Raw genomic sequence first — 23,047 nt, 5'->3', positions numbered from 1 at the left:
AATTCACTCTCCCTTCACTCTCTCAAATACGACACCATGTGCAATTGTTGGAATTGTTTCTTTCTGTTGCATCATCATCGGGCTTAATAACGCACCAGTAGCAACGACAAAAATCCGTTGTAAATTCCCTTTTTGCATCTCACTTAATAAATGACCATATGTGACAACAGCTGAACAAGCACAGCCACTACCACCTGCAAATACTTCTTCTTGACCGGAATCATATATCATTAATCCGCAATCATTATATATATGCCCAATATCATAACCTTCTTCCAGTAAAAGCTGTTTCGCAATTGGTGTCCCAACAGCTGATAAATCACCGGTAACAATCAAATCATAATCAGCTGCACTTCTCTTCAAATCTTCAAAATGTTGTTGAATTGTATGAGCAGCAGCCGGCGCCATCGCCGATCCCATATCTAAAGGATTCGCAATTCCTAAGTCTTGCACTTTTCCAATCGTAGCTGCCGTAATTTTAATGGCACTTTTTTCCTTACTAATTAATATAGATCCTGCACCTGTAACAGTGGAATTTGCGGTTCCCGGTTTTTGTCCCCCATACTCTGTTGGATAACGAAACTGTCTTTCAGCCGTTGCATTATGACTACTTACTGTCGCTAAGACACGATTTGCAAATCCACCATCTATAAAGGCTGATCCAACCGCTAAAGTCTCCATCGAAGTCGCACAAGCACTAAACATCCCTAAAAAAGGAATCCCCCACTTACGCGCAACGTAATTTGCTGTCACTGTTTGATTTAATAAATCGCCCGCTAAAAAGAAATCAATTTGTGATGTTTCTACATTTCCTTTTTGTACAACTTGTTGAATAGAATCTGACATTAATCTTCGTTCAGCAAGTTCCCAGTTTTCCTCTCCGCAATGTAAATCATCATATGAAATATCAAAATCCTTTCCAAGAGGTCCTTCAGCTTCTTTTGGACCAACGGCAGTACCGGTTGCATTCACATAAATATCATTTTGAAATACCCACGTTTGTTTTCCTGTCAACCTCATACTAGCCCCTCCTTTAGGACATCAAAATTTGAAATGTATATCTTATTAATCCAATAATGTATGCACCAACGACCCCAAAAACGATAACACTTCCCGCAAGCTTAAACATATTTGTAGCAACCCCAAGCACAATTCCTTCACTCTTATGTTCTAGCGCAGCGCTCGCCATAGAATTCGCAAATCCTGTAACAGGTACGGCTGATCCTGCTCCAGCAAATTGACCGATTTTATCATATACACCACAACCCGTTAAAATCGCTGATAATAATACAAGAGTTGCAACTGTCGGATTTCCTGCCTCTTGTTCACTGAAATGAAAATAATGTATATAAAATTTCATCAATACTTCTCCGACAGTACAAATGAATCCGCCTACAAGAAATGCCTTAACACAATTTATGAAATAGTTTGGTTTTGGATGGTACTCCTTCACTTTATTTATGTAATCATCCTTTAGTTTTCGCCCTGTCATTTATATATTGCCTCCTACTTTACGAAATAAATCCAGTGAAACAACGAGCCTATTACTTTTCCAAGTACAAGAGCAACGAGTAAAACAACGATTTTCCCTTCTACCCCTACTCGTTTCGCTAAAATAGGTAAAACATTTAACACTTCTGTTAATGCAGCCGCAAGCATTCCAATGAATGTGCCACAAAATATGCCTAATATAACAAGCCAATATTGCGATGTTTGAAATGTAACATTTTTCAAGCTACACCAAGCCCCTGTTAACGTACCTGCAATAACCGCCCACTCAAAATATTGAATATGCTTTCCACTTCTCGTTAATTGAGCTAAGCGGGGGATTATTCCAAGTACAGCTAAAAATGCGACATATCCGCTACCTACTGCAATTCCTCCCGCTAAACCAATTAAAATAACAAGCCCAGACTCAATCATCGGTAAGTTGTTTCATATTATCCTTGTTTTCATGGACAATTACATATTGATCCAGTGACTGCTGATATTGGAACATCTCAACTTCTAACGGGCTCGGCTCTTCATTAATTCGCTTTTGAAATACATGATTAAAAAATAAGACCATACCTAATCCAAGACCTAATGAATAAGGAATTTGAAATAGAAGTGGTTGCGCCTTAAATTCTCCCGTAATCATGTAATATAACCGCTGATGTACTTGTTGCATACTTACATCTTCATGGAAATAAATGATCGCAAGGGCTGCTCCAATGAAAAGTAACAACCATACAAGTCCGAAGAAAATCGGATGTACTTTCTTTTTTTCATATATAATTTCAACAAGAGTTTGTCCAGAACCGAGTAAATTAATTTGTATATGGGCCGCTTTTTGTTGAATAATCTCAATAATTTTCATAACATCAATTACAACATGCGTTTTATCATGCGCTGTTATTTTGTAAACTACCTCATCCTGTAACGACTGAACTACCAGAGCATCTCCAGCAAGTTGAGCAACATCACCCAGCTTTACTTCATACGTAGGAGAAACTTTTAATCGATTACGCATTTTGATATAAATTGTTTGTTCCAATTTTCATTCACCTCTTCACTCTTCCTCGTAGTTGTAGTATGGTTATTGAATTTTTTTCTAATACAATTTTTTCATAAAAAAACATCTGTACCATTTCGGTACAGATGTTTTTTTAGTTTATGCCTTTTTCTTAAATAAATTTGCAATACTTAATGCGAGTCCTCCCCAAATGACTACTATACCAATCACCATCATCATAATTGCTGATCCACTCATTATGAAACACCTCGATCTTTCCATTCTTTTTCAAGCTTAGCAGAATCTGAATGTATTTGTGCATTCCATTTCTTTAGACTAATGATTAGTGCAACGATAAGGAACGCTGCTGCAATTGACCAACCATATGTTACGACAAACTCCGTTGGATAGTCTCCGTAGTTCTTTTTAATATTTTGGATTGTGCCATCAATTAACATGTACCCTAACATAAGCGGGGTAATAACGAGTAAACTCACTCTCCAAAACGTCCCTAACTTTATATCAGATACGAAGTTTGCGTGGTTTTGATAAACTGGTAAACGGCGTAGAATGAGCCCTATCGTAACTACTTCCACTAATGCAATTGTGATTAATCCAAAGTTATTAGCGAAGTAATCAACAACATCTAGGAACATAAGCCCGCCACGTGTTGCAAAAACAAGAGAAACTAGTACGAGAAGCGTCCCCATAATTCCGATTGTTTTTTGGCGGCTTAGGCTGAACTTTTCAGATACGGCAGCAAAACATACTTCTGCAAGTGAAATAAGTGATGTAATTCCCGCTACTGTTAACGATAAGAAGAATAATACGCCAAATAATGGTGACATCGGTAATTCATTAATAATTTGCGGGAATACTACGAACGCAAGTCCTACACCAGCACTCGCTACTTTATCAACCGGTACTCCCATATTATTTGCCATAAATCCAAGAGCTGCAAAAACCCCAATCCCTGCTAATAATTCAAATCCTGAGTTTGCAAATCCTGTAATAAAAGCATTATTTGTTGTATCTGAGTTTTTTGGTAAATAACTAGAATACGTAATCATAATTCCAAATGCTAAAGATAAGCTAAAGAAAATTTGGCCATAAGCTGCAAGCCATACTTTCCCATCAAAAATACGACTCCAATCTGGTTTGAAGAATGCATCTAACCCTTGCATCGCACCTTCCATCGTCACTGCACGAACTACGATAATAAGGAACATAACAACTAGTAAAGGAATGAAAATGCGGTTAACGACTTCGATTCCTTTTTTAACTCCTTTGAATGCAACACCAAGCACAATAATCCAAACAAGAGCTAACGGGATTAATACTTCTGGTACAAGCCCTCCAAATTGTCCTGGCTTATCTGCAACCTGTAAATATTCTTTAAATAAAAATGATTCCGTGTCTTTCCCCCATGCACCAGTAATTGCAAAATATGTATAGGAAATAGACCAAGCAATAATTACTGCATAATATGTTGAAACGATAAACGTTACACACATTTGCCACCATCCAATAAATTCAGCACGCGGATGAATACGGAAAAATGTAAGTGGTGCTGAACCGCGATGGCGATGCCCAAGAGCAAATTCAAACGCCAATAATGAAATACCTGTCGTTAATAATGCGAATAAGTACGGTAAAAAGAATGCGCCTCCTCCATTTTCATACGCTGTATAAGGAAAACGCCATATGTTTCCTAATCCAACGGCAGAGCCGACCGCTGCGAAAATAAATCCTGCCCTCGTTCCCCATTGTTGCCTCGTTTCCATATTCCCTTCCCCCTTTGTGACAAGTTCATACTTGGATTATATTTTAAATTTACTAAATTATCAATAAATTCTGTTAATTATTAAGAAAGTTTACAATCCCCTCCTATTAAATTCATAAAAAAAGATCGAATAGATAGCTATTCATCTATTCGATCTTTCATCTGTTTTAATATTTTCTTTTCAAGTCTTGAAACTTGTACTTGCGAAATGCCTATTCGTTCCGCTACTTCTGATTGCGTTTGATCTTTATAGTAGCGTAAATACACAATTAAACGTTCTCGGTCATCTAATTCTCTAATTGCTTCTTTTAAAGCAATTTTATCAAACCATTTTGTTTCTGATTGATCTGCAATTTGATCTAAAATAGTGATTGGATCTCCATCGTTTTCATACACCGTTTCATGTATGGACGAAGGGGCACGACTCGCTTCTTGCGCCAGAACCACTTCCTCTGGCGTTAGTTCCAACGCTTCGGCTACTTCATTAATCGTTGGAGCCCTTCCAAATTCTTTCGAAAGCTCGTCTCTCATCTTTCGAATTTTGTTTCCTGTTTCTTTTAAAGACCTACTTACTTTCACTGATCCATCATCACGTAAAAATCGCTGTATTTCGCCAATAATCATTGGAACTGCATATGTTGAAAATTTCACGTCGAAAGATAAATCAAATTTATCTACCGATTTTAAGAGCCCAATACATCCAATTTGAAATAAATCGTCTGGTTCGTATCCGCGATTAAGAAAACGCTGCACAACCGACCATACGAGACGCATATTACTTTGAACGATTGTATCTCTTGCTTGTTGATCTCCATCTTGACTTTTTTGAATTAACGCTTTTAGCTCGTGGTCCTTTAACTGAGGTTTCTTCTTCTCATTTTTGACCTCTATGTCCATAGGCTATTCTCCTTAATTGCATAGAGCGTTACTATTTGATAAGTATTTTGTCAAATGGATTGTTGTCCCGAAAGATTCGTTTGAAATAACTTCTACTTCATCCATAAAATTTTCCATGATAGTAAATCCCATTCCGGAACGCTCTAATTCAGGTTTAGTTGTAAAAAGGGGTTGTCTCGCTTCATCTAAATCAAAGATGCCAATCCCTTCATCTCGAATCGTGAGTTTCACCATTGCTTCTTCCAAAATTACAGAAATATAAACAACACCTTCTGCATTTCCTTCGTACCCATGAATAATTGCATTCGTAACTGCTTCTGACACAACTGTTTTAATCTCCGTAAGTTCTTCCATCGTTGGGTCAAGTTGCGCAATGAAAGCAGCTACTGTAACGCGAGCAAACGATTCATTTTGACTTAATGCTGAAAATTGAAGGTTCATTTCATTTCTCATTTATGCCACCCCCAACGTCGCGAGCGCATGCGCTTCACTTTCTTCTAAGCGAACGATTTTAAATAAGCCCGACATTTCAAATAAACGTTTAACAGGCGGTGAAATTGCACAAACAACCATTTCTCCACCTAATCCCTTTACATGCTTATATCGGCCTAATATAACACCTAAACCAGAACTATCCATAAACGATAAGTTCTCTAGGCTCAAAACAATATGATGAACACCATGTGTTTCAATCATATCTGTTACTTTCGTTCGCAACTCTTCAGCAGTATGATGATCTAATTCACCCGCTAGTCTCACACATAAGACGTCACGTTTTACTTCTAATTGCATGGAAAGACTCACACGATTTCCTCCTTATGCTCAAACTTTACTCATTTACATACATAAAGATTTTCGTGATACAACATTAGAATCCTTCCTACCGACAAAAGAAGAACTATTTCGTCATAAAGTGAAACCATTCAGCAATTATTTACTTACATACGAATAGAAAAGCGGCAAAATGTTTGCCGCTATTTTGATGTTGAAAACATCCCAAAACTTCTTTTAAATAACTCCCACCAGCTCGCTGCTGCAACATCTTCTTTTGCTACAATTGTTTGTTTTAATAAAACATCTTTATCTTTTTTAATAACAAGTGTACCAAGTGCGTCACCTTTTTTAATCGGCGCTTTCACTTTCTTTTCAGCAATTACTTCTTGCTTTACTTTGTCCATACTTTCGCCCTTCTTCATAAGAAGAGACACATTGTCTGACGCAATTAAATCTACTTTTTCTTTTTTCCCTTTTCCTACTTGGACAGTCTTAATTTTTTCGCCTCGTGTATACAATTTCTTTGTCATATATTGACCAAATGCGTAGTCAAGAAGCTTTGTTACTTGATTGTTCCGTTCTTTCGATGTAGGTGCCCCCATAACAACTGAAATAACGCGCATCCCATTCTTTTCAGCCGATGCTGTTAAACAATATTTTGCTTCTGTCGTAAAGCCCGTTTTCACACCATCTACTCCAGGATAAAAACGCACTAACTTATTCGTATTAACGAGCCAAAACTTCTTATCCGTATCTTCACGTAAATAGTCTTCGTATTTACCTGTGTATTTGCGAATAAGTGGGTACTTCATCAATTCTTTCGCCATGATAGCCATATCATTTGCTGTGGAATAATGGTCTTTAGCCGGAAGACCTGTCGGATTTTGAAAATGAGTGTTTTTCAATCCTAAATCTTTTGCTTTTTTGTTCATCATATTTACAAAACCTTCTTCTGAACCAGCGATATGCTCCGCTACTGCAACAGATGCATCATTCCCTGATGCAATGGCAATACCCTTTAGCATTTCATTTACAGTCATCTCTTCTCCAGGCTCTAAAAAGATTTGTGATCCACCCATTGAAGCTGCATGTTCACTCGCTCTAACTTTATCGGTCAGTTTTAGTTTTCCTTTTTCAACTTGTTCCATAATTAATAGCATTGTCATAATCTTCGTCATACTAGCAGGTGGTAACTTCTCATTTGGATTTTTATCAAACAAAACTTTACCTGTATCTTGTTCAATTACAATTGCTGATGATGCTTGTTCTGCTAACTTAGGCGTTGTTTCTTCTGTTTTCTCCTGCTTCGTCTTCTCAGATTGTGCAAAACTAACTGAAGTACCAGAAAGCAATAACATGAAACAAACAAGTATTCCAAAAACTCGCTTCATGACTAACCCTCCATTCTATATCAGACCTATTTTTTCCAATTTATTATTTTTTAATACCATATTTTTCTAATATTTTCGGTTGACAAATATATTCATCGCCTATATTGTATTAAGTGTATTACATGAAGTAGTACACCTAATACATGCTAGAAAGGAGACATTGCTCTTGCATATTCAACTTGATCCAAGAAGCAACACTCCGATATGGGAACAAATTGTTCAGAATATAAAAGAACTCGTATTAAAAAACATGTTAGCTCCAAGTGACAAGCTTCCTTCTGTACGCGAACTCGCTTCTTTACTCGTTATCAATCCAAATACAGTGAGTAAAGCGTATCAAGAGTTAGAGCGACAAGGGATTATTGAAACATTACGAGGAAAAGGAACATTTGTATCCCAATCGATTACCCCAACATTAGACGAAAGGAAAATCGCTATGGTTGAAAAGCAATTTCATCAATTACTATTAGAAGCCTCTTATCTTGGTGTTACGAAAGATAAAATTCATGATTGGATAGATTCATACTATAAAGAGATTGGAGGAAATGCACATGTTGAAAGTAACAAACTTGAAGAAAACGATTGATAATCAAACGATTTTAGATGATGTTTCTTTCACATTACAAAGAGGAAGTATCATCGGATTACTTGGAAGAAACGGCGCAGGGAAAACAACTTTATTACGTACGATGGTCGGCATTTTAGACCCTGATGTAGGAACTGTTACATATGAGGATACCGACATTCATAAGAATCCTGGCACAAAACAAAAAATCGTATATGTCCCGGATTCTACTAACATACTGAACGGATATACAGTAAAAGAAATTGTAAAGTTTTATAAAGCTGTTTACACCGCATTTGATGAAGCCTATTTCTACGAACTGTTAGAACGTTTTAACTTACCAAACAAACGAATTCGTAGTTATTCAAAAGGAATGCAAGCACTACTTGCGATTATTTTAGCTGTTTCTACAAAAGCAGAATATATCATTTTAGATGAACCGACAAACGGACTTGATCCTATCGTGAAAAGACAGATTTTACAGTTTCTCGTTGGAGAAGTTGCAGAAAAAGAGATTACGATTTTCATCTCAACTCACCATTTAGATGAAGTAGAACAAATTGCAGATACAATCATTATATTAAAAGGTCATACTATATCTTCTATTACATCACTAGACGATGCAAAATCACGATTTGCAAAAATACAAGTAGCTTACGAACGTTCATTACCTCAAAAACTAGAAAACTTAAGCAATATTAAAATATTAAACCAAACAGGAAAAGTATATACAATCTTAATCGAGGGAAATGTAGCTACAACACTAGAGAAGTTTTATAAAGAGCAACCTATACTCATTGAAGAATTAACAATGTCACTTGAGGATGTCTTCGTTACGACACTAGAGGAGGATGGGTATGTTTCATAAGGCGTTGTGGATGTGGAATTGGAAACGCGGGAAATATGCTGTGTTACTATTCTTCTTTAGTTCGCTTTACTTGTTATCTTTTGGCTACTATAAAGCAGCCGAGCTACAACTTTCTAATTATTATAGATTGCAAGAAAAGGGAACGTTCTATTACTATTATGAATTTTGGTCAAAGACAGGTAATAGTGTTTGGCTAACTTTTCTTATTATTTGCTTAGCTTGTCTATTTATAGGATGGGAGCGTAATAAACAGTCTAATACCCTAATGGCAATGCCATTTACAAGAAAAGATATTTTCTTTTCTAAATGGGCTTTTGGTTCATTCTGGATTATAGGGTCTCTCCTTGTAAACTGGATCCTTATGTACGTTATTTATAGAACAACCATTCATTTTGAGTATCAATCATTTAGTCCGTTTCATCGATACTTTCTTTATGCAATTGTTTCTTATGTTGCAGTATATACGGCTGCATTATGCATCGGTACGTTTACTGGAAGCATCGTTTCACAAGTCGTTTTTTGTATTCCGTGGCTACTAATGGGGCTTACATTCATGTCATTAGCTTACACCCTTACAATACAACATTTAGATGCTATAGCTCCTAAAAATAATAACTTATATCAACAACTTTATGAAATCAATCAAAAAACAAATATAGCTGCACCAATATATCGGTTTTCTATCACTTACGACTATGATTCAACATCACGAAAGAAAGAAAAAGATCCAACCACTTTAAGAGATCCAGCATCTTATCAATATTATTCGGCTAAGTCGATGTTAGTCCCTATTTTTTATACAATAGTTAACCTATTACTCGGCGCATATTTATATTCACGATCACCAAATGAAAACAGTCAAAAGATATTTATTTTCCAAAAGCATTTAAAAATATGGATATGGGGGACAAGCATTTACTTTGCACTATTAGGTGGCTATAAAATGAATCAATTTAATTTCTTACCTAGCTACTATATCAGTTTTTTTATAGCTGGAATCATTACTTATGTTATATTATCACGACTAACAAATTATAAAGTTTTTTAAAGGAGGAATCCTATGTTTCAAAAAGCATTATGGCTAAGAACGTATCAACAAAGTAAATATGTTGTATGGCTATTGTGGCTCAGCAGTTTCTATACTTTATCATATATGTACTATATGGCTTCTATTGAACAACAACAATATTTAAAGATGAACAAAGCGTGGAACTATATATATCATTACCACTTTAATTTAACACTTTTAGAACCTGTCATGTTGTTAGGTAGTATACTTATCGTTCTAGCCTGTACTTTAATTGGATGGGAAAGGCAAAATAACTCTAGCGACTTGTTATGGTCTATGCCCTTTAAACGTTCGCACCTTTATATAACAAAGTGGTTGTTTGGAATCTGTAATATCGCCGCTGTTGTCGTTTTAAACTGGGGACTATTTGCTATTATGAAAAAGTTGACTTTTCATAATAAATATCAAATCTTTTCCCCATTCCATACGTACTTTCTATATATGTTAATTGTACTAATTGCTATTTATACACTTGCATTATGTATAGGAACACTTGCTGGAAATATCGTATCCCAGGGAATTATCACTGCTATCATAATCGTTTTTCCATTCTTACTTCCATCTCTTATCGTAGGGGTGATTAGTGTTCATTCAAACGCGGATGGGGAAAAGATTTATACTAAAATAAACAATATGACGGAAAAGATACGTGTTTCTAGCCCAGCAGAAGGATTTAATATTGTATTTGATTACAATCCACAAAATGCTTACACCGATCCTAAAGGTGTTCGTCATGATGAACCAAATTTTTCATACATTCCTTCAGCCAAAACATTGATTGGACCTATTGCCCATATTATTATTTTATTACCACTCGGTATATATTTATATGCCCATTCAGTCAATGAGCGAAATGGTAACTTCATATTATACCCGAGACTACAAAAAGCAGTTATCCTATGTGCTATTTTAACTATTGGAATCGTTGGAGGTTTAACATTAAGTAGTACTCATTCATTGGCTAGTTTCTACATCGGATTTTTAGTAACTAGTTTCATTACGTATTTCTTCCTACCTAAAATATTAAAATGGAAAGTCTCTTGGAATTTCAAATAAAATAACCTCCTCTTATTGAGGAGGTTATTTCACATTCTCTCTTCTTTTCCCATAGTCTTTTTCTTGCTTCGTTCCAAACCCGTCACCATTTGCCACAATTTGATCTGTTGGAGCAACTATACTTTCAGCAATTCTCCATTCTCCCCCTTGTTGAATAAATACTTGCATAAAATAATTCATACCATTTAACTGATATGGATTTTCTTTTTTCACTTCATAGCGAGCTGCAACATAATACACCTGTACATTTTCAGCCTCAAACTTAGAAATATATTGTGATAATCTCGGGATGTACTGCGATGCTTTCTGAAGTGGAAGTTGTTTTACTTTTACAAGAGAAGACTTTTTTACATTACTGATCGTATCTTCATGCCGAATGTTATCGCTATGATGAAATAAAATTGTATTCTGCATAGAGCGAATCCATAGTTTTGAATATAAAACAGGTTGCTTATTTGAAATATGTTGTAATTCTTTTTGAACGACTTGAAGAGGCGTTGCAGCATCCGCGAATTGATGAAAGCAGAAAAAACTTCCAATCATAATGAAAAGCGTACAAATACGTTTCATAATTTTTCACTCCGATTCTTTTTAATTAAAGTATTGGAGTTTCAAAATGTTTTTATTCAAAAGAAAAAGGATAGGAAAGCTTCCGCTCCCTATCCTCATTTATTATAATACGCGACCAAATAACTCTAACACCATTTCTATTTCTTGGTCGCTCCAACCTTTAAATCTATCTTTATAATATTCTTTACGCACAGCTTCAAGTTTTTCAGTTACTTCTCTTCCGTGTTCTGTAATTTCTAAGTACACGATACGACGGTCTGAATTTGAACGCTTTCTTTCTACAAACCCTTTTCGTACGAGACGATCAGTAACAGCTGTAATATGACTGGAGGTTACGTTTACTTCACTCGCAATTTGCGAAGCCATCTGTGGACTGTTTAAAAATAACGCGCGTAATACAGAAAATTCATTGTATGGCATATGTTCTGCAAAACGTGTATTAATATCATTTTGTAATAAACGTATCATCTTTCGAAATGATCCGGATAATTCTAAAATCAGTGTTTCTCTTTTTTCGTTCACTAGCCTCGTCCCTTTTTTATCATATTTACACATATTATAATCTATAAATACCCTTGTTGTATATGCTTTCTTTCTTTAACATTACCATTTATGTAACTTTTTCATACAAATTTCTTTTTTGTTCACACATATATATATAAATAAGGATGGTGATGGAACATGCAAGGTGGAATGAACCCTTATTTACACAACGTACGTACAGCTAATACTGGTAAAGAAGCTACCATTACGGTGCAAGGTGAAGGTGTTGTAAAGGCAAAACCAAATGTTGTTATATTAACAATCGGTATTCGTACAGATCATAAAAATGTGAAACAGGCACAAGAAGAAAATGCAGTGCAATCAAAACAATTACTAGATGCACTGAAACACTTAGGGATTGCCGACAAAAATATAGAAACCATTTCGTATACGATTACGCCCCAATACGAATATATAAATGATAAAGCATTACTACAAGGATATCGTGTGGAACATTTGTATGAAATTACCGTTTTAAATGTCCAAAAAGCAGGGGAAGTATATGATATAGCCGTTTCAAATGGGGCAAACTTAGCAAAAGGATTACGGTTTCGAATATCTCATCCAAATAAATATTATGAGCAAGCTCTCATTCAAGCTCTGCAACAAGCGGTAGAAAAAGCTCGTGCTATTGCGAGTACATACAATTTAAATATTAATCCTGTTCCACTCTCATTCGTTGAAGAATCTGCCCAATTGCCACGGGAAGTGACGTCCTATGCTACTTTACATGCACAGGCAGCCCCGCCCATTCAATCGGGAGAACTAGAGATTATTTCCACAATACGAGCGATTTTTACGTATTTATAAATAATTTCATTTATAAGTAAACGTTATCATTTTCCTTGTTGTAAAAACATGATGTTCTGATATAATAAAGGACGGTGAGCTCTTACAAAAGAGATATCACGGGTGGGAGAGGGATATGAAAAAGAAGGTTTAACATGAAAGGAATACTTGAAAGTACATTTAAATTAGGTTTACACGAAACATCACCAAAACAAGAAGTTTTAGCTGGAGTTACGTCATTTTTCACAATCGTATATATTATGATTGTAAATGCATCAATTTTATCAGATGCTGGCATTCCTCTTGAAGCTGGAATTTTAGCAACTGTTTTCAGTTCATTTGTCGGATGTCTGCTCATGGCATTTTGGGCAAATGCACCTGCTATTCTTGTCCCTGGTATGGGTGTAAATGCATTCTTCACGTACACTGCTGTGCATACGCTCGGATTAGCTTGGCAAGAAGCATTAGCAGCTGTCTTCATCTCTGGTATTATTTTTGCAATTGCTGCGTTTACACCAATCGCTCGCGTGCTCTCAGTATCAATTCCAAAGTCATTAAAGGAAGCTATTACTGTCGGCATCGGATTATTTTTAGCATTTATCGGATTGCAAAAAGGTGGTTTAGTCGTTTCGAATCCAAATACGGCTGTTGCAATGGGTAAATTAAGTAACCCTGTCGTTCTTGCGACCGTGCTTACTCTTATCGTTGCACTTGTACTATTTATTCGTAACGTACGTGGAAACTTTTTATGGACGATTGCAATAGGAACTGGTATCTCATGGCTATTTGGTCTTGTTGATACAAGTCAAATCGGAAATAGTTCATTCTCATTCGCTAATTACGGCGATGTGTTTGGAGGTATGTCATTTGGCAAACTTTCTTCCTTACCGTTTTGGATTGCAACATTCTCCTTAAGCATGGTGCTTATTTTTGAGAACATGGGACTTCTGCACGGTTTATTAGAAGATGACCGTAAATTCCCGCGTGCTTACCAAGCCAATGCAATTTCAGCAATGACATGTGGTCTATTTGGCACAAGCCCTACCGTATCGACAGTAGAGAGTGCCGCAGGTATTACTGCAGGTGGAAAGACAGGTCTGACGTCTATCGTTACAGGGTTGTTATTCTTTGCATCACTGTTTGCACTTCCGTTTGTCAAACTAATTCCTGATAGTGCCATTGCACCAATCTTAATTATTATTGGCGGCCTGATGATTACAAGCATTCAACAAATTCCTCTGAACGATTTTTCAGAAGGATTTCCAGCGTTCTTAATTATCGTCATGATCCCGCTCACATATAGTATCGCTGATGGCATTGCGTTCGGATTTATTGCTTATCCTATCTTAAAAGTTGCTCTTGGAAAGCGTAAAGAAGTCGCACCGTCTATGTATATCATTACATGCTTATTCTTAGCCATGTTCGTATTACATGCTATTGGTTAAGTAAAAACACCGAGGAATTTTCCTCGGTGTTTTTTTACTTAAACCAACCTTTTTTATAAAACCAAGCCATCATTCCCCCGCCAATTAACGCCATGATAAGTAAACAAATAAAATAACTATATTGTCCACCAAGCTCTGGCATATGCGTAAAGTTCATTCCATATACTCCGGCAATAAATGTTAACGGCATGAAAATAGTCGAGAATACAGTTAATGTTTTCATAATGTTATTCATATGATGTGAGTTTAATGAAAAATAACTATCTCGAATATCTGCCGTTAACTCTCGGCTTGCCTCAATCATTTCTGTCAGTTTAAGCAAATGATCATGTATATCTTTAAAGTAAATTTCATGATCACTTATACCGTAAAAACGAGTCGAATTTAAAATACGATACAATAAATCACGCATCGGAATGATTGTACGCCTTAGCTTTGATAAATCTGCACGTATATCAAATACCTCTTCTAGTACACTTCCTGCTGTCTCACCCGTTAAATTATCATCAATTGCATTTAAATGATCCTCAATGTAATATACAGGCGCAAAATAGTCATCTACAATCTGGTCGATAATTGTATGGGCTACGTGTAAAGGACTATTTTTAATACGCTTCTTTTCTCCAAGTGTTTTCCATACTCTTTCGATTGCATTGTTATGAGAAAAGTGGAAAGACACAATATAACGATCACTTATAAATAAATCGATTTCGTGCGGTTCTAGTCCATCTTCCCCAAATGCATGAAGAACTAAAAAGTTATATCCATCATAAAAATCAACTTTTGGTCTCTGTACATATTCTATACAGTCTTCAATTGCAAGGGGATGGAACTTAAAATGATCTTGTAAAATGTATATATACTCTTCTTTCGTTGGCTTATATAAATCTAGCCAATACCATACAATATGGTCTTTCGTTGTTTCTTCTAGCGAAACATCATATAATACTTCATCTGTTTTTGTTATTGCACAAATTCTAATCATAATTTCACCCATTATTATTATAAACAAAAAATAGCAAAAAAAGCCAAGGAGAAATACTCCCTGGCCCTTCTTTATTATTCAGTAACGATGCCGTGCACTAATGTTGGTGCATCTACATGCTCGTTAGCAATCTTCATGTTCTCATAAATTTTTGCTTTTACATCTTCCACATTTTCACGGTTTGCGTAAATTGTAACAAGGGATTCACCTTTTTTCACGCTGTCCCCTACTTTTTTACGAAGCATTAAACCAACTGCTAAATCAATTTCAGATTCCTTTGTCGCACGTCCTGCTCCTAAAAGCATTGCTGCTGTTCCGATTTCATCTGCAACGATTTCTGATACATAACCGTCTTCCTTCGCTTCCACTTCAATTTTAAATTGTGCTTGTGGTAATTTAGAAGGATCATCAACAACAGATGCATCGCCGCCTTGCGCTGATAGGAACGTTTTAAATGATTCTAGCGCTTTACCGTTGTTCATTACTTCAATTAATTTCTCACGTGCATCTTCTAAAGATGAAGCTTGTCCAGCAAGATATACCATTTGACTTCCAAGTGTTAAACATAACTCTTCTAAATCTTTCGGTCCTTTACCTTGTAATGTATCAATTGCTTCTTGTACTTCAAGTGCGTTACCAATAGCTTCACCAAGTGGTTGACTCATATCAGAAATAACAGCCATCGTATTACGGCCAACGTTATTACCAATGCGCACCATTGCTTCTGCTAAACGTTTTGCATCTTCATCTGTTTTCATAAATGCACCTGCTCCAGTTTTTACATCAAGAACAATTGCATCTGCACCAGCAGCAATTTTTTTACTCATAATCGAGCTTGCAATAAGCGGAATCGAGTTTACTGTTGCCGTTACATCACGAAGTGCATATAACTTTTTATCCGCAGGTGTTAAGTTTCCACTCTGACCAATAACTGCAATTTTGTTTTCATTTACAAGACGCATGAATTCATCATTTTCGATTTCAACATGGAATCCTGGAACTGCTTCTAATTTATCAATTGTACCACCAGTATGTCCTAGACCACGTCCAGACATTTTTGCAACCGGTACACCTAAAGCGGCTACTAATGGACCTAATACAAGTGTTGTTGTATCACCAACACCACCTGTTGAGTGCTTATCTACTTTTACCCCTTCAATAGCCGATAAGTCGATTGTATCACCGCTATTTACCATTGCCATCGTTAAATCAGCACGTTCTTGATCGTTCATATCTTGGAAGAAAATTGCCATTGCAAGTGAACTTACTTGATAATCAGGAATATCACCATTCGTATATCCTTCAACAATAAAGTTAATTTCTTCTGTCGTTAATGCATGTCCGTCACGTTTTTTTGCAATTAGGTCCACCATTCTCATTATGAGTTCACCCCTTCATTTGTTTTACGATTGCTTTTACTAATGCTAAGAAGTTAGCTTTAACACGTTCTGTCGTTTCGATTACTTCATCGTGGTGAAGTGGCTGATCTAAAATACCAGCTGCCATATTTGAAATACAAGAAATACCAAGTACTTTCATACCAGCATGACGCGCTACAATTACTTCAGGTACTGTTGACATACCAACTGCATCTCCGCCAAGTGTACGAAGCATACGAATTTCTGCAGGTGTTTCATATACAGGACCTGTCATTCCAACGTATACACCTTCTTGTACTTTAATATTTAAGTCTGCTGCAACTTGTTTCGCCATTTCGCGAAGTTCTGTCGTATATGATGTAGACATATCAGGGAAACGTACACCCATTTCAGAATCATTTGGTCCGATTAATGGGTTTGTACCCATGAAGTTAATGTGGTCTGAAATTAACATAAGATCGCCTGGTTCGAATGATGTATTTACACCACCAGCTGCATTTGTTACAACAACTGTTTCTACACCTAGTTCTTTCATAACACGAACTGGGAATGTTACTTTTTGCATATCGTATCCTTCATAGAAGTGGAAACGTCCTTGCATTGCTACTACTGTTACACCTTGAAGTGTACCGAATACTAGTTGACCTGCATGACCTTCTACAGTTGAAACTGGGAATTCAGGGATTTCACTATAAGGTACTGTTACTGCGTTCTCGATTTCATCTGCTAATACACCTAGTCCAGATCCAAGGATTAGTCCTACTTGTGGTGTCTCTTGAAATTTCTCTTTTAAGTATGAAGCTGATTTTGTAATAAGTTCACGATTCATTTGTTTATCCCCCTATTTCTTTAGCTCGTTTAAGAAGCTTGTTCCGTATTCTGGCATTTTCACACCGAAGTTTTCTGCTACAGTTGCACCAATATCAGCAAATGTTTGACGAAGTGGTAACTCTTGTCCGCCTTCTTTCATACTTGGGCTATATGCTAATAAAGGTACATATTCACGTGTATGGTCAGTACCAGGATGAACTGGATCATTACCGTGGTCTGCTGTAATTAATAATAAATCATCTTCTTTTAGTTTTTCGAATACTTCTGGAAGACGCGCATCATAGTCTTGCAGAGCTTCTCCGTATCCTTGTGGATCACGACGGTGACCGAATAATGCATCAAAGTCAACTAAGTTTAAGAAGCTAAGACCTGTAAAGTCCATATTTAATGTATCTACAAGTTTATCCATTCCATCCATGTTAGACTTCGTACGAAGCGATTCAGTTACTCCTTCACCATCATAGATGTCAGAGATTTTACCGATAGCGATAACATCATAGTCACTATCTTTTAATTCATTCATTACCGTACGGCCGAATGGTTTTAATGCATAGTCATGACGGTTTGGTGTACGTGTAAAGCTTCCAGGCTTACCAACGAATGGACGAGCAATAACACGACCTACCATATACTTCTCATCTAACGTTAATTCACGTGCAATTTTACAAATTTTATATAATTCATCAAGCGGCACTACTTCTTCATGTGCTGCGATTTGTAATACGCTATCAGCAGAAGTGTAAACGATTAAAGAACCTGTTTCCATTTGTTCTTGACCAAGTTCATCAAGAATCTCAGTTCCAGAAGCTGGTTTATTACCGATGATTTTACGGCCTGTTTTTTCTTCTAATTCATCAAGTAATTCTTTCGGAAATCCTTCAGGGAACACTTGGAATGGTGTATCAATGTAAAGACCCATGATTTCCCAGTGTCCTGTCATTGTATCTTTACCAGTAGATTTCTCTTGCATTTTTGTATAATATCCAAGTGGTTTTTCTACTTTAGAGATGCCTTTCATTTCACGAATGTTACCAAGGCCTAATTTCACCATGTTAGGCATTGGTAATCCATTCATATGTTCAGCAATGTGACCAATTGTATCAGATCCTAAATCACCAAATTGTTCAGCATCTGGTGCTTCACCGATTCCAACAGAGTCCATTACGACTAGGAATATACGTTTATATTTATTCATAACTGCGACCTCCTATAAGTTCAGTTCTACTTCTTGTAGTATGTTCAAAACGCTATAAAGTGAAACTGTTCTCCATAAGAATTATCTTTCGTTCTCATTATCAAACAGTACTTCTTTAAATCATTCTCTAACCTATTTCGTTTACCTTGAAACGACGCAAAAACATTTCTAGTTTTTTCTAAGTCAGATGTCAGACATCTGATACTGATATCATAACATGTTTACGCTTTCTTTTTAATACATTTTCGTAGAATTTCTCATTTTCTTCACACTTCTATTGTAATCCATTATGCACAGAAGTGCTAATTATTTTATGATTTATTTCTTCATATAAAATGAAATTTTAATTAACCCGCAAATAACGGGACAAAAATAAAAAGCAGCTCTAAAGAGCTGCTTTTTATTTTACTTCTACTGTTTCTTCTTTATGTTCATGCAGTTCGCCTTTTCTAACATGAACTTTCACTTTGTAAGAACCGTTTTCTTTGAAAGTATGTTTCGTTTCATACTCTCCTTTATTTCCTTCTTTCGCTGGAATAAATTCGTGTTTTTCAACACCATCTTTCCAAATCTCAAGTTGTACTTCAGCACCAGTTAACGCTTCTTCTTTTTGTTTTAAATGAACTTTCATTGTTGATTCAGCATTTGCTTTTATGTCACCAGCCATAAGGTGGATCATTGTATCGCTTTTATGATCGCCATGTCCTGCACCGTGATCATTATTTTCTTTTTTCGCATCTTCTACTTTCGCATTTCCTACAGCCACTTTTACTTCTGGCATAACATGCATTTCACGCGCATTTGTGTGAGCGATAATATGGTATACTCCATCCGTCTCGAACGTTTTCTCTACAGCATAAACACCTTTTCCTTTATGCTTACCATCTAACATCTCGTGCTTTTCGTCGCCAGCTTTCCAAATTTCAAACTTTACATCATCAGCATCTGTTACTTTTTCTTTTCCTTGTGTAACAAGTGCTTGTACTTCTGTTTTTTCACGAGGTTTAATTTCTTTCGGATTTGTTTGAACTGCTACTTTTACAGCTTCCAGTTTCTGTTCTTTTTTCGGTTCTTCTTTGTTTGTATTACAGCCAGCCAATGCTAGCATCGCGATAAATAAAGTCATAATAAGTTTTTTCATCATCATTTCCTCCTTCATACCTTATTTAGTATAGAGGAAATACATTGTAATATTCCAGTCTTCTGCTGAAAACAATGTACGAAATATTTGTGAAGTTTCTGTGAAGTACTATAGCCTTTTGAATCTATGAAAAAAGAGCATAGTAACTATGCTCTCGGATGAAACTGTTTATATACATCTTTTAATCTAGCTTTTGAAACATGCGTATAAATTTGTGTCGTTGAAATATCTGCATGTCCAAGCATTTCTTGCACAGCACGCAAGTCTGCTCCATTTTCTAATAAGTGCGTAGCAAAAGAATGGCGCAATGTATGAGGTGTAAGTTCTTTTTCAATATTTGCTTCTTTCGCCAATCGTTTTAAAATTTTCCAAAATCCTTGTCTTGATAATCGATTCCCATGATGGTTTAAAAAGAGTGCATCTACTACTTTTTTACCCATCAATTCTCTTCTTCCCTTTTCAATGTACTTTTGAATCGCTTCCGTCGCTAAACTTCCTAGTGGAATAATTCTTTCTTTATTCCCTTTCCCTATGCAACGAACAAATCCCATCGTCAAATGTACATCTTCTAAATTTAAGGCAATTAATTCCGAAACACGAAGTCCTGTTGCATACAGTAACTCTAGCATCGCTTTATCACGAACCCCAAAAGCACTCGTCATTTTTGGTGTCTGAAGTAACGCCTCTACTTCATCGACTGATAATACTTTCGGTAATTTCCGTTCTCCTTGCGGCGTTTCAATATGTACGGATGGATCGTGCTCTACCGCTCGTTCCCGAAGTAGAAATTGATGGAACGAACGAATCGATGCAATATGACGTGCTAATGTTTTTGAAGATTTTCCGTTTTCTTTTAAGTGCTGCAGAAAATTAACAATGTGCAAGCGTGTCACTTCATGAAAGCTTTTCGCTTGTTCTACGTTTTGCAAGTACTTTACATAACTTTTTAAATCACGTTCATAAGATACTACTGTATTTTTCGCTAACCCTTTTTCGACAACCATATAATGAATAAAATCTTTTAATTGATCTTCCAATCTACACTACTCCCCATTTTCATAGAAAAACATCATTCTATTTACGAAAGCATCCTTTGCCGGCTCTTCATTCCCTGATACTTTTTCTACAGTCTCTTCTTTTGGCTTTTCATAACGATGATAGCTTTCATATTCTTCATTTATCCATAGTATAGCGAAATAAAACAAAATCGTACAACTTGTAAATAATAAAAATACTTTTACCCCATCAAAAGTTAATTTTAAAGCTCGGCGCATTGTAAATTCCTCCAAAATATAAGTTATTACAACATATGCCAAGCTTTCACCAATTTATACCTTATTCAAATAAAAAACCTCTTCCTAGTTAAATAGGAAAAGGTTATTTTTCATCCGTTTCATTTTCTTGACAATTTTTACAAATCCCATGGAATGTTAAACGATGATCCTTCACCTTAAAGCTCCAGTCACGTTCTACTTTCCTTTCCACTTCACCAAGTAAATCTTCTTGTATTTCTTGTACAGCACCACATTGTGTACAAATCAAATGATGGTGGAAACGCTGCGCACCTTCTTGGCGTAAGTCATAGCGTGAAACACCGTCTCCGAAGTTAATCTTATCGACAACTTTTAACTCAGATAATAGTTCTAAAGTTCGATAGACGGTTGCTAATCCGATCTCTGGCGACTTTTCTTTTACAAGGAGGTAAACATCTTCTGCGCTTAAATGATCTTCTTCATTTTCTAGCAGCACACGAACTGTTGCTTCACGTTGCGGTGTTAATTTGTAGCTCGCTGCATGTAATTGCTTCTTAATTCGTTCAATTCTTTCTTCCATTCGGTACTACTCCCTCCTCGCCACTCTTACACCATTATATCAGAAGAAGGGCTTCTGTCAAAAGAAAAACAATAAAAACAAATTGATAATTATTCTCAAAAAGTATTTATTGTTTATTAATAGCCTCAACGACTTCTTTCATTAAAACTGGCGATGCATAAGCTTCTACACTAGAAGCAAGAGCTAACACTGCTCCAATTATAAGAAAGAAGCATGTATAACGAATTAATAATGGTAATAGCGGCTCGGTTATTTTCCTGATAAATTGATGCCTAATCATGCGTAAGGAAAAGCTTGCAGCAATTGTTGTCATAACGAGAAATACTGGAATAATAATGAGGTTTTGTGGCAATACAGAAACGAATGCTAATAATAATCCATTCCATCCATGCTGACTTACTAAAAAACCTACTGTAAATCCGACAACTACTCCTTTTACAAATAATAAAATAAAAATAAGTGGCAATCCAATAATTGAAATTCCCAAAATCCAAATAAATCCAATGTATTTTAATTGCGAAAAGTAACTTTCTCGAAACATTTCGCTTGCAATAGCAAATTCTCCTTTAGAAACTTGTCCAAAAAAACGTTGTAAATAAAATGATAAATCTTGTTTTTGATTTAATTGTAAACTATTTACAAGAATGGCCCCAAATATTACTCCCATCAATAATAAAACAGCGTTAAATATATATAATGAAGAGTTTTCCTGTATGTGAGACATTACACGGTCTTGCCAAGTTTTTCGCCACATTTTTCTTCCCTCCGTTCACACTCTTACTAAAAATGTATGAAAGAAAGAAAAAAGTATGACGAATTAACATTGAAATTCCGCTCTACTTTGCTAAACTAAAAAGTAGAGAATAGGAGGGATTTCTCTTGAAACCATTATTATTAGATTTTCCAACATTATTTCAAACTGAACGCTTACAAGTTCGTAAGCCATTTCCAGGTGATGGTGCAGAAGTGTATGAAGCAATCCAAGCTTCTCTAGAAGACTTAGTACCGTGGATGCCAATTAACGCTGAAACAGAAGAAAGTGCTGAAGAAATCGTTCGTAACGCTCACGGACAGTTTTTACTTCGTGAAACACTTGATTTTCACTTATACGATAAAGTATCTGGTACATTCATCGGAGCTATAACGCTCAAGCCTGAAAACTGGGATATTCCAAAGTTTTCACTTCACTTCTGGCTGCATAGTGCTTATACAAAGCAAGGTTATATGACCGAAGCTGTTAAAGGTGCCATTCAATTTGCCTTTGATAAGCTAGGTGCTAGAAGAATTGAAATTCGTATTGATGCAACAAATACAAATGCATGTAACTTAGCAGAACGTTTAGAATTTATTCTAGAAGGTACAATGGAAAATGATTTCATAGCACCAGATGGTAGCTTACGTGATGCACGCGTATATGCAAAAATCAATTAAAAAACACT

At 36.0% G+C, this 23,047-nt stretch carries 28 protein-coding genes; 7 read left to right on the top strand and 21 right to left on the bottom strand.

From position 1 onward, the window contains the following. Window positions 1–3: 3 nt before the first annotated feature. The 10 genes from spoVAD to dacF form a co-directional block, all read right to left on the bottom strand. Window positions 4–1,020, bottom strand: coding sequence for a stage V sporulation protein AD (spoVAD, locus tag V7S50_RS01490; RefSeq protein ID WP_063223082.1), 1,017 nt, complete (start codon window positions 1,018–1,020; stop codon window positions 4–6). A gap of 13 nt (window positions 1,021–1,033) precedes the next feature. After that, window positions 1,034–1,492 carry a stage V sporulation protein AC gene (gene spoVAC, locus V7S50_RS01485; protein WP_242252111.1) on the bottom strand — a complete coding sequence of 153 codons (459 nt, stop codon included), beginning with the start codon at window positions 1,490–1,492 and terminating at the stop codon, window positions 1,034–1,036. A 14-nt stretch (window positions 1,493–1,506) separates the two neighbouring features. Beyond that, entirely contained in the window at window positions 1,507–1,923 is a 417-nt protein-coding gene (gene spoVAB / locus V7S50_RS01480) for a stage V sporulation protein SpoVAB (RefSeq protein ID WP_063223080.1), read from the bottom strand. Beyond that, a complete protein-coding gene (gene spoVAA / locus V7S50_RS01475; RefSeq protein ID WP_063223079.1) occupies window positions 1,916–2,536 on the bottom strand; it encodes a stage V sporulation protein SpoVAA in 621 nt (206 codons plus the stop codon). The genes spoVAB and spoVAA overlap by 8 nt, the downstream gene beginning before the upstream one ends. Window positions 2,537–2,653: 117 nt before the next feature. After that, on the bottom strand, window positions 2,654–2,752 hold the full coding sequence (locus tag V7S50_RS01470) for a methionine/alanine import family NSS transporter small subunit (RefSeq protein WP_000016826.1): 99 nt from the start codon (window positions 2,750–2,752) through the stop codon (window positions 2,654–2,656). After that, window positions 2,752–4,278 (bottom strand): sodium-dependent transporter, encoded by a 1,527-nt coding sequence (locus V7S50_RS01465; protein ID WP_242252113.1) that lies wholly within the window; start codon window positions 4,276–4,278, stop codon window positions 2,752–2,754. The genes V7S50_RS01470 and V7S50_RS01465 overlap by 1 nt, the downstream gene beginning before the upstream one ends. 137 nt (window positions 4,279–4,415) lie before the next feature. Continuing rightward, window positions 4,416–5,174, bottom strand: a complete 759-nt coding sequence (gene sigF, locus V7S50_RS01460) for an RNA polymerase sporulation sigma factor SigF (RefSeq protein ID WP_063223077.1) — start codon at window positions 5,172–5,174, stop codon at window positions 4,416–4,418. A 12-nt stretch (window positions 5,175–5,186) separates the two neighbouring features. Beyond that, window positions 5,187–5,627 (bottom strand): anti-sigma F factor, encoded by a 441-nt coding sequence (gene spoIIAB, locus V7S50_RS01455; protein ID WP_001243399.1) that lies wholly within the window; start codon window positions 5,625–5,627, stop codon window positions 5,187–5,189. After that, complete coding sequence (gene spoIIAA, locus V7S50_RS01450; RefSeq protein WP_000059133.1) at window positions 5,628–5,978, bottom strand: anti-sigma F factor antagonist; 351 nt, start codon at window positions 5,976–5,978, stop codon at window positions 5,628–5,630. 170 nt (window positions 5,979–6,148) lie between these two features. Beyond that, window positions 6,149–7,339: a serine-type D-Ala-D-Ala carboxypeptidase DacF gene (gene dacF, locus V7S50_RS01445; RefSeq protein WP_242252115.1), complete on the bottom strand. Its 1,191-nt coding sequence runs from the start codon at window positions 7,337–7,339 to the stop codon at window positions 6,149–6,151. A 166-nt stretch (window positions 7,340–7,505) separates the two neighbouring features. On the opposite strand from dacF, the gene V7S50_RS01440 reads away from it, so the two are divergent. The 4 genes from V7S50_RS01440 to V7S50_RS01425 are packed head-to-tail and all read left to right on the top strand — an operon-like array spanning window position 7,506 to window position 10,897. Then, a complete protein-coding gene (locus V7S50_RS01440) occupies window positions 7,506–7,925 on the top strand; it encodes a GntR family transcriptional regulator (protein ID WP_242252117.1) in 420 nt (139 codons plus the stop codon). Beyond that, the gene (locus V7S50_RS01435; protein ID WP_242252119.1) at window positions 7,891–8,772 is read left to right on the top strand and encodes an ABC transporter ATP-binding protein; all 882 of its coding nucleotides are present in this window, start codon (window positions 7,891–7,893) and stop codon (window positions 8,770–8,772) included. The genes V7S50_RS01440 and V7S50_RS01435 overlap by 35 nt, the downstream gene beginning before the upstream one ends. Then, a complete protein-coding gene (locus V7S50_RS01430) occupies window positions 8,762–9,820 on the top strand; it encodes an ABC transporter permease (protein WP_242252120.1) in 1,059 nt (352 codons plus the stop codon). Before V7S50_RS01435 ends, V7S50_RS01430 begins: the two co-directional genes overlap by 11 nt. Before the next feature lie 12 nt (window positions 9,821–9,832). Further along, entirely contained in the window at window positions 9,833–10,897 is a 1,065-nt protein-coding gene (locus V7S50_RS01425; protein WP_242252122.1) for an ABC transporter permease, read from the top strand. Window positions 10,898–10,921: 24 nt separating this feature from the next. Here the strand turns inward: V7S50_RS01425 and V7S50_RS01420 are convergent, their stop codons facing one another. Continuing rightward, a complete protein-coding gene (locus V7S50_RS01420; RefSeq protein WP_242252124.1) occupies window positions 10,922–11,467 on the bottom strand; it encodes a hypothetical protein in 546 nt (181 codons plus the stop codon). Between the two features lie 102 nt (window positions 11,468–11,569). Beyond that, a complete protein-coding gene (locus V7S50_RS01415) occupies window positions 11,570–11,989 on the bottom strand; it encodes a MarR family winged helix-turn-helix transcriptional regulator (protein ID WP_061679124.1) in 420 nt (139 codons plus the stop codon). A gap of 159 nt (window positions 11,990–12,148) precedes the next feature. Between V7S50_RS01415 and V7S50_RS01410 the strand changes: the two genes are divergently transcribed. Both V7S50_RS01410 and V7S50_RS01405 read left to right on the top strand, forming a co-directional pair. Next, window positions 12,149–12,820, top strand: a complete 672-nt coding sequence (locus V7S50_RS01410) for an SIMPL domain-containing protein (RefSeq protein ID WP_242252125.1) — start codon at window positions 12,149–12,151, stop codon at window positions 12,818–12,820. 134 nt (window positions 12,821–12,954) lie between these two features. Then, window positions 12,955–14,244, top strand: coding sequence for an NCS2 family permease (locus V7S50_RS01405; RefSeq protein ID WP_242252126.1), 1,290 nt, complete (start codon window positions 12,955–12,957; stop codon window positions 14,242–14,244). Window positions 14,245–14,278: 34 nt separating this feature from the next. Here the strand turns inward: V7S50_RS01405 and corA are convergent, their stop codons facing one another. The 9 genes from corA to spoIIM all read right to left on the bottom strand — a co-directional run bounded on the left by corA (window position 14,279) and on the right by spoIIM (window position 22,332). Next, window positions 14,279–15,241, bottom strand: a complete 963-nt coding sequence (gene corA, locus V7S50_RS01400) for a magnesium/cobalt transporter CorA (RefSeq protein WP_063223168.1) — start codon at window positions 15,239–15,241, stop codon at window positions 14,279–14,281. Window positions 15,242–15,303: 62 nt separating this feature from the next. Next, window positions 15,304–16,608 carry a pyrimidine-nucleoside phosphorylase gene (locus tag V7S50_RS01395; protein ID WP_001243077.1) on the bottom strand — a complete coding sequence of 435 codons (1,305 nt, stop codon included), beginning with the start codon at window positions 16,606–16,608 and terminating at the stop codon, window positions 15,304–15,306. Between the two features lie 7 nt (window positions 16,609–16,615). Next, window positions 16,616–17,437 carry a purine-nucleoside phosphorylase gene (locus V7S50_RS01390; protein ID WP_001078444.1) on the bottom strand — a complete coding sequence of 274 codons (822 nt, stop codon included), beginning with the start codon at window positions 17,435–17,437 and terminating at the stop codon, window positions 16,616–16,618. Between the two features lie 12 nt (window positions 17,438–17,449). After that, the gene (gene deoB / locus V7S50_RS01385; protein ID WP_242252127.1) at window positions 17,450–18,634 is read right to left on the bottom strand and encodes a phosphopentomutase; all 1,185 of its coding nucleotides are present in this window, start codon (window positions 18,632–18,634) and stop codon (window positions 17,450–17,452) included. Window positions 18,635–19,034: 400 nt separating this feature from the next. After that, window positions 19,035–19,778, bottom strand: coding sequence for a FixH family protein (locus V7S50_RS01380; protein WP_242252128.1), 744 nt, complete (start codon window positions 19,776–19,778; stop codon window positions 19,035–19,037). Between the two features lie 143 nt (window positions 19,779–19,921). After that, window positions 19,922–20,812, bottom strand: coding sequence for a site-specific tyrosine recombinase XerD (xerD, locus tag V7S50_RS01375; protein WP_016135298.1), 891 nt, complete (start codon window positions 20,810–20,812; stop codon window positions 19,922–19,924). A gap of 6 nt (window positions 20,813–20,818) precedes the next feature. Then, window positions 20,819–21,049: a YqzK family protein gene (locus V7S50_RS01370; protein WP_060632164.1), complete on the bottom strand. Its 231-nt coding sequence runs from the start codon at window positions 21,047–21,049 to the stop codon at window positions 20,819–20,821. A gap of 103 nt (window positions 21,050–21,152) precedes the next feature. Next, window positions 21,153–21,608 (bottom strand): ferric iron uptake transcriptional regulator, encoded by a 456-nt coding sequence (fur, locus tag V7S50_RS01365; RefSeq protein WP_000392657.1) that lies wholly within the window; start codon window positions 21,606–21,608, stop codon window positions 21,153–21,155. 106 nt (window positions 21,609–21,714) lie between these two features. Next, window positions 21,715–22,332: a stage II sporulation protein M gene (spoIIM, locus tag V7S50_RS01360; RefSeq protein WP_229200852.1), complete on the bottom strand. Its 618-nt coding sequence runs from the start codon at window positions 22,330–22,332 to the stop codon at window positions 21,715–21,717. 155 nt (window positions 22,333–22,487) lie between these two features. On the opposite strand from spoIIM, the gene V7S50_RS01355 reads away from it, so the two are divergent. Continuing rightward, window positions 22,488–23,039, top strand: a complete 552-nt coding sequence (locus V7S50_RS01355) for a GNAT family N-acetyltransferase (protein ID WP_063223067.1) — start codon at window positions 22,488–22,490, stop codon at window positions 23,037–23,039. Window positions 23,040–23,047: the final 8 nt, after the last annotated feature.

The organism is Bacillus sp. CCNWLW194 (genome assembly GCF_037120585.1).
Lineage (GTDB): Bacteria > Bacillota > Bacilli > Bacillales > Bacillaceae_G > Bacillus_A > Bacillus_A basilensis.
The sequence above is the reverse complement of the archived record's forward strand: the minus strand, read 5'-3'. Positions and strand labels throughout refer to the sequence as shown.